The organism is Blautia sp. BIOML-A1, from assembly GCF_009883055.1.
GTDB lineage: Bacteria > Bacillota > Clostridia > Lachnospirales > Lachnospiraceae > Blautia_A.
The window spans coordinates 1-8,066 of record NZ_WWVR01000057.1; the positions used below are offsets into that span (position 1 = coordinate 1).

6 protein-coding genes are annotated in these 8,066 nt (G+C 42.5%); 1 reads left to right on the plus strand and 5 read right to left on the minus strand.

From position 1 onward, the window contains the following. Window positions 1–73: 73 nt before the first annotated feature. On the minus strand, window positions 74–490 hold the full coding sequence (locus GT674_RS16025) for a CBS domain-containing protein (RefSeq protein ID WP_161286595.1): 417 nt from the start codon (window positions 488–490) through the stop codon (window positions 74–76). Between the two features lie 196 nt (window positions 491–686). Continuing rightward, window positions 687–1,694, minus strand: coding sequence for an aspartate--ammonia ligase (asnA, locus tag GT674_RS16030; protein WP_161286597.1), 1,008 nt, complete (start codon window positions 1,692–1,694; stop codon window positions 687–689). A 476-nt stretch (window positions 1,695–2,170) separates the two neighbouring features. On the opposite strand from asnA, the gene nrdD reads away from it, so the two are divergent. Further along, window positions 2,171–4,306 (plus strand): anaerobic ribonucleoside-triphosphate reductase, encoded by a 2,136-nt coding sequence (gene nrdD, locus GT674_RS16035; RefSeq protein WP_161286599.1) that lies wholly within the window; start codon window positions 2,171–2,173, stop codon window positions 4,304–4,306. 118 nt (window positions 4,307–4,424) lie between these two features. Here the strand turns inward: nrdD and eutJ are convergent, their stop codons facing one another. From eutJ to GT674_RS16050, 3 genes are all read right to left on the minus strand, one after another. Next, a complete protein-coding gene (gene eutJ / locus GT674_RS16040) occupies window positions 4,425–5,264 on the minus strand; it encodes an ethanolamine utilization protein EutJ (RefSeq protein ID WP_161286600.1) in 840 nt (279 codons plus the stop codon). A gap of 165 nt (window positions 5,265–5,429) precedes the next feature. Next, window positions 5,430–6,362: a carbamate kinase gene (arcC, locus tag GT674_RS16045; protein ID WP_161286601.1), complete on the minus strand. Its 933-nt coding sequence runs from the start codon at window positions 6,360–6,362 to the stop codon at window positions 5,430–5,432. Window positions 6,363–7,631: 1,269 nt separating this feature from the next. Further along, window positions 7,632–8,066, minus strand: a 435-nt coding sequence (locus GT674_RS16050; protein WP_243149169.1) for an RNA-guided endonuclease InsQ/TnpB family protein, incomplete at its 5' end; no start/stop codon positions are given.

An 8,066-nucleotide genomic window follows, 5' to 3' on the forward strand; every position in this document is an offset into this window, starting at 1 on the left:
ATTTTGCCCCGTATGTCTCGGGATTTTGCCATATTCATGGCAAAACACCTCGCGGGATATTACCTGTGAACAGTTACCTCAGTTTCTTCATTTCCTTGTAACAGTATTTGATGATTTCCTTACGGGTGATAATGCCGATAAAAGACCCTTTGTCATCTATAACCGGAACATAGTTCTGGTTGATGGCACGATCCAGGAGATCCTCCATGTCGGCATCCGCATGAACCGGCTTATAGGTAGCCCGGCGGGGGATTGCCATGATGGAAACATCTTCCATTTCTTTCAGATCGGTGATATTGATGTTGAGACGCTTAATACCCCACAGAAGATCACCTTCAGATATGGTGCCGGTGTATTTCCCCTCCTTATTGAGGATCGGGATACAGGAGAACTTGCGGTGTTCCATCTTCTCAACTGTCTGGCGAAGTGTCTCATCTTCAAATATATAAGCAACATCACTTTTGGGTGTTAAAAAAAACAAAATATTCACAGTCAGTACCTCTGTCTTTCTTTAATCATATGTGTATCTGAACATTGATTCAGATGCTGTTATAATTATGTAGCTGTTCACAGGCAGCAGACTGCTGTGAACAGTATTATGATAGTATGTAGGGTACAGAATGTCAATTGTTTAAATATTAAAAATTGGTGAAAAATAACTATAAAACTAAAAAAATAAGAAAATTTTACAGCAGATTTACTCCGCCTTCTTCAGCAGCTTTCTGAATAGAATCCGGCCAGATAGAAACATGTACTTCACCGATATGAGCTTTGCGCAGGAAGAACATACAGATTCGGGACTGACCGATACCACCGCCGATGGTGTATGGAAGCTCCTGATTGAAGATTGCCTTCTGGAATGGAAGTTCTCTTCGGTCATCGCAGCCTGCTTCTGTAAGCTGGGAATCAAGAGAGTCCTCGTCAACACGGATACCCATGGAAGAGAGCTCCAGAGCAATGTCAAGTACAGGATAATATACAAGGATATCTCCGTTCAGTTCCCAGTCATCATAGTCCGGGGCACGTCCGTCATGTCGCTCTCCGTTAGATAAAACCTTACCTACCTGCATGAGGAAGACCGCACCCTTTTCTTTGACAATCTTGTATTCCCGTTCCTTTGGTGTAAGATCCGGATACATATCAACCAGTTCCTGAGTGGAAACAAAAGCAATTTCCTTTGGAAGGATCTCTTCGATATAGTCATACTGAACAGCCATATATTTCTCCGTTTTGCGAAGAACACTGTAGATGGAACGAACTGTGTTGATCAGCGTTTCCATGGTACGCTCTTCTTTGGAGATGATTTTTTCCCAGTCCCACTGGTCTACATAAACAGAGTGGATATTATCGAGATCTTCATCACGGCGGATAGCGATCATATCTGTATAGAGTCCCTCGCCGTGAGCAAAGCCGTATTTCTTAAGGGCGTAGCGTTTCCATTTGGCAAGAGAGTGTACGATCTCGGCATTTTCTTCCTGTCCTTTGATGTCGAAGCTTACAGGACGTTCTACACCATTCAGGTTATCGTTAAGACCGGAAGATGGTGATACAAAAACCGGAGCAGAAACACGGAGAAGATTTAATTTCTGAGCCAGTGTCTGCTGAAAAAAGTCTTTTACAGTTTTAATTGCAACCTGTGTATCATGCAGATTGAGATCTGAATGATAACCGACAGGTATTTTAATCTGATCCATTGGAATTCCTCCTAAAACTTTATAAGTGAATTGTATAATAAATATTGACTTGTAACGGTGAGCTACGGAACAGTCGAATATTTTTTATTATAACAAGAAAATTTATGTATTGCAATTTTAACCTTGCATTATTTTTGAAATGAGATTAAAATATATGTTACTGTCGTCAGAGGATCTGTTCTGCGAGAAGGAGTGTTTCACATACAAGGCAAAATGCCATCACCGAAGGTGATTTGGAATGCATTTTGACTCGTGACAGTGAGGGTACTGAACAGTTACAAACATAACAAAAACAAGGGGAAATTTCAGACAATAAAAAATGAAATTTCCCCTTTAACTTCACATGATGTTGTGGTATACTCTCATAAGTAACACTATATATGGGGAAGGCTGACGGACTGGTACGTTGTAGCTGTGAAGCGGCAGAACAGCTCTGAAAGGCCTTAAAATTGCAGCAAACAGGAGAGACAAAGAATATGATCTATGTAATCAAAAAAGATGGTACAAGAGAAGAATTTGATCCTCAGAAGATTGTTAAGGCGGTAAACAAATCTGCCGCACGTATTCTTTATACATTTTCAGATGAAGAGAAGGAATTTATCTGTCAGTTCGCTCAGGAGCATGCAGACTCTCTGGGGAAGAATGAGATTGAGATCCAGGAGATGCATAATATTGTCGAGGGTGCACTGGAGCGTGTGAATCCGGCGGTTGCCAAGAGTTATCGTGATTACCGCAACTATAAGCTGGATTTTATTCATATGATGGATGACGTTTATACCAAGAGTCAGGCGATCCGCTATATCGGCGATAAGAGCAATGCAAATACAGACAGTGCACTGGTAGCGACAAAGAGAAGTCTGATTTTTAATGAGCTGAACAAAGAATTATATCGTAAATTTTTTATGAACCGTAATGAACTTCAGGCATGTAAGGACGGGTACATTTATATCCATGATCAGTCTGCCAGACTGGATACGATGAACTGCTGTCTGTTTGACGTCGGTGCAGTTCTTAAAGGCGGTTTTGAGATGGGAAATGTCTGGTACAATGAGCCGAAGACATTGGATACAGCGTTTGATGTCATGGGTGATATTATTCTGAGTACTGCAGCACAGCAGTATGGTGGATTTACAGTACCGGAGGTAGACAAGATCCTCGGACCGTATGCACAGAAGAGTTATGATAAATATATCAGTGAATTTATGAAATATTCGGATGAGAACTGGACAGGCAGAGAAGAGAAGGCTGTTGAGTACGCACTGGATAAAGTAAGAAGAGATTTTGACCAGGGATGGCAGGGAATTGAATATAAGTTAAATACCGTGGGTTCATCCAGAGGTGATTATCCGTTTGTGACAGTGACACTTGGACTTGGCACAGGACAGTTTGAGAAGATGTGCAACATTTCTCTTCTGGAAGTGCACAAGGGAGGACAGGGCAAGGCCGGACACAAGAAACCGGTGCTCTTCCCTAAGATCGTATTTCTGTATGATGAAAACCTTCATGGTCCGGGCAAACCATGTGAGGATATTTTTGAAGAAGGTGTGGACTGTTCTTCAAAGACAATGTATCCGGACTGGCTTTCCCTGACCGGTAAGGGTTATATTGCCAGCATGTACAAGCAGTATGGCAAGGTCATAAGTCCTATGGGATGTCGTGCTTTCTTAAGTCCGTGGTATGAGAGAGGCGGCATGTATCCGGCTGATGAGAAGGATACACCGGTATTTGTGGGACGATTCAATATTGGTGCAGTCAGTCTTCATCTTCCGATGATCCTGGCAAAAGCAAGGGCGGAGAGCAGAGATTTTTATGAGGTTCTTGACTTTTATCTGCAGATGATCCGAAATCTCCACATTCGTACCTACGAATATCTGGGACAGATGAGAGCATCCACCAATCCGCTTGCTTACTGCGAAGGCGGATTCTATGGCGGACATCTTAAACCAAATGAAAAAATCGGCAAGATTTTGAAACCAATGACAGCTTCCTTTGGAATTACTGCATTGAATGAACTGCAGGAACTTTACAATGGCAAGTCAATCCGCGAGGACGGACAGTTCGCACTGGAAGTTCTGAAGTATATCAACGATAAGGTAAATCAGTTTAAGCAGGAGGACGGATACCTTTATGCGATTTATGGAACACCGGCAGAAAGTCTCTGTGGACTCCAGGTTGAGCAGTTCCGTAAGATGTATGGGATCGTCGAGGGCGTTTCTGACAGACCGTATGTAAGCAACAGTTTTCACTGCCATGTTACAGAGGATGTGACTCCGATCGAGAAGCAGGATCTGGAAGGGCGTTTCTGGGAACTCTGCAATGGAGGCAAGATCCAGTATGTGCGCTATCCTATCGGATATAATAAAGAAGCCATTCGTACTCTGATCCGCAGAGCAATGAATCTGGGCTACTATGAGGGAGTAAATCTTTCTCTGGCATATTGTGATGACTGCGGGCATCAGGAACTGGAAATGGATGTGTGCCCGGTATGCGGATCACGTAATCTGACGAAAATCGACCGTATGAACGGATATCTTTCTTACAGCCGTGTGCATGGTGATACACGACTGAATGAAGCGAAGATGGCAGAGATTGCTGAACGAAAATCCATGTAAAATTTATAAGTAACTGTGAGGGTGCTGAACAGTTAAGGGTATACAAAAACAGTACAGACATGACCAATGGTTGTGTCTGTACTGTTTTTTGTGTAATAGATAATAATGAATCTTCTGATCAGTTTTTCTTTGGTGATACAGGCGGCAGTATGCAGTTGTAAGCGATGCCGAGAGGAGTTACAAGAAGAGGATGGACCGGACGGTAAACAGGAAGCCTGAGTTTTTTTTCAAATACTGTGGTGAATTCTTTGAAGCTTGCAGAACCGCCTACGACATAAACAGCAGGAACTTCATAACCCTTGAGAAAACGTTCGGTGATAGTTGCCATTTTTTCGATGGTTGCCTTGATAACAGGAAAAATTTCATCTTCTTTTTCCGGAGTGGTTTTGAGTACCTCAGCTTCTTCATAAGGAATCTTATAATGACCGGCAACAGTCATGGTCATGTGACTTCCACCGGTTGCCTCATCGTCCGTGTAGATGACTTTGCCGTCTTTGAGAATACTGATACCGGTAGTACCACCGCCGACATCGACAACAGCACCATCAGTAATCTTGAGGATGGCAGAAGCAGCAGTAGGCTCGTCCACGATATTCGTTACTTCAAAACCGGCTCCCTCAAGGACATAGCCGATACTCTTGATGCTGCCTTCAGAAACTCCCGGAGGGATTGCAGCGGCAGCATAGAGCAGTTCTGTTCCGAGTTTTTCTTCGAGCTGCTCTTTCAGTTTAGTTACAAGCTGGACAGACTCATAATAATTAACGATCACACCGTCACGGATAGCGTGGGAAGGAGCAGAAACTCCTGCGATGGGACGGTTGTTGGTATCCACAACTGCAAGGACAGTATTGGCAGTACCGAGGTCAACACCGACTTTGAGTCTGCCGCGATAGTTTTTGCATTCGCCGGTACGGACCAGTTCTGCAAAATTAGATAACGTTCTGTTTTTTAGTTCCATTTTGCTACTCCATTTCTACGAAAAAATATCGAATTTGAGAAAAAATTCGTTCAGTATTTCTATTATATATGAAATGACAGAAAAATACAATCGGTGTCAAAAAAGAACGCTGCATGTATGGGCAATACAGGGCAGCGTTCTGAACTGATTCGGTTTATAGGGAAATTACTTAATGATAGTTCCTGTTTTTTCTCTGTAACCGTCTTTGGCATGTGCGATATCAGTAATAATAGCACGGCGGTTTTCGCCTTTGCTTATGAAAGAGAGTCCTGCCTGGATCTTAGGAAGCATGGAACCTGCGGCGAACTGTCCTTCATTCATGTATGTCTGAGCTTCTTCGGCAGAAATAGTACCGAGATAAGTTTCTTTGTCAGTGTCCTTGTTGAGGCTGACTTTTTCGACGCTGGTGAGGATCAGAAGAGTATCCGCATTCAGCTCTTCGGCAAGAAGACCGCTTGCAAGATCCTTTTCAATGATGGCGCTTGCACCGTGAAGATCGATGCCCTGCTCCATAACAGGAATTCCGCCGCCGCCTGCTGCAATTACGATCTGTTCTGCATTTGCAAGTGCACGTACAGTTTCAATCTCAACGATACGCTGTGGTTTCGGAGCTGCAAGGATACGGCGATATTCGCCAGGTGCAGTTTCAGTAACGAAATTTCCCTTGTCTTCCTCTGCTTCTGCCTCGTCTGCGGTGAGAACACGTCCGATGATCTTCTCCGGTTCGCCAAAGGCATCATCGTATGGATCAATGACAACCTGAGTCAGAACAGTGGCAACTGGTTTATAAATACCTCTGGAAATCAGTTCGGCACGGATTGCGTTCTGAAGGTCATAACCAATATATCCCTGGCTCATGGCAGAGCAGACAGACATTGGAGCAAAGGTGAAATCCGGGTGTGCTTTACCGAATTCGTTCATTGCTGTGTGGATCATGCCGACCTGCGGACCGTTGCTGTGAGAGATGACAACACGGGTTCCCTCTTCGACAAGATCAGCGATCACTTTCGCGGTTTCTTTAGTAGCAAGTTTCTGTTCTGGAAGTGTTGTGCCAAGGGCTTTATGACCAAGAGCAACAACTACGGTTTTTTCGCTCATATGGATTCCTCGTTTCTTTTGGGTTTTGGTTTTATTATAAAAGAATGCCTGTTGAATTGCAATAAAAAGATGGAATGTCCAAAGGTATTTGGAATACATTTTGCCCAAAATACCGGAGGCAAATCGTAAGAACTAAAAAGAAGGTATGTTTTGGGAATAAGGAAAGCCGCCTGAATTAGGCGGCTTTCCTTAACTTTTTGAGGGGGGAGATAGAGAGTGGTTATTCATCTATCCAAGACATATTATAAGAAATAAATGTGTGCAAACTGTGTACGGATTCTAAAAGAAATCTAAAAAGTCTAAAATAATAGTAACAAATAACGCCGAAACCCCTTGATTTTATTGGTTTTCCAGAAATTAACGAAATTGTGAAAAGATGATTTTGCGACAAATTTGTGACAAATGGCGAAAAAATCTATAGAAATATCGAGATCAGGCATATTGATTTCCGAAAAGGCATATGCTATAATTGCCGTAGGCAAAGAATGAAATACATGTCTAACACAGACAAAAGCCCTCAGTACTGGGAATACTGGGGGCTTTCTTTTTGTGCTTTCACGGTGCACGAACCGAGGTTAGTTGCTGTTATTTGCCGCTGTCTAACCATTTGATGATATAGTGGCAGGCTACACCAGCCGCAACAGCGACTAAGAATGAAATAAGTACATCTAACACAGACAACCCTCCTTTCTGTTGCCAGATTGAGGGCAGCAACATCATTACTGTAGCACACGTTAGAATAAAATAGAATATACAGAAAATAAAAGTCTGGTACAAATTAATGTGCGGAGCGATTTTTTGGTCTTTTTGTCAATTCTTTATGTTTCTTTTTCAGCCATTCTTCATACTGTTCTTTAGGCAAGCGATAGTCGGTAACTAGCCTATGGAGTCAATCCTTTCCATTGCCAAAAGTAGGAATAAAAAACCCCAGTGCTGCAACACTGGGGTTTTTCTTTGTACTTCCACTATGGATGCTTTCTTTTTTTGCCTACTGGCATTATAGCATATGCAAAAAAGTAATTCAATATGCTTTCTGGAATGGCTTTGAAAATAAAACCTCATTTCTAAAAGAAAACGAAATTTTATAAAGAAATCGTGACATGCTCCCACCACTTAAATCTCTGATTTTGAAGTGGGGGCTTCTTGCTCAATGGCTCTACTGAGCCAAGTATCTACAAGCTATCCTCGCGTGCCCCGCGATTTTTTGCCCGGACACGGGCATATTTCTTACTTATTGTCTTGTCCGGATACGGACTTTTTATTGTGCTGTCATGCACATTCTGCAAAGATTCTTTTTCCCTCATTCATGATGTTCACTGCTGCATTTACATCACGATCCATTCTGTTTCCACATTCACAGTAATAAATTCTTTCAGATAAAGACAATTCGGCTTTTTTCTTTCCGCATACACTGCATATCTTACTGGATGCGAAATAACGGTTTACTTTGATCAGATATTTTCCGCGTTCCTCCAGTTTATATTCCAGCATAGACAGAAACAGGCCATATCCATTATCATGTACGCCTTTTCCAAGATGAAGTCCTCCTGCCATCCCTTTCAAATTCAGGTCTTCCACGCATACTGCATCATAGTTCTCTGCAAGACCTGTACTGAGTTTATGCTGGAAATCTTTTCTCTGATTTCGGATCTTTTCATGACACAGTGCAACCCGTTTCTTCTGTTTTTCATAATTCCGACTGCC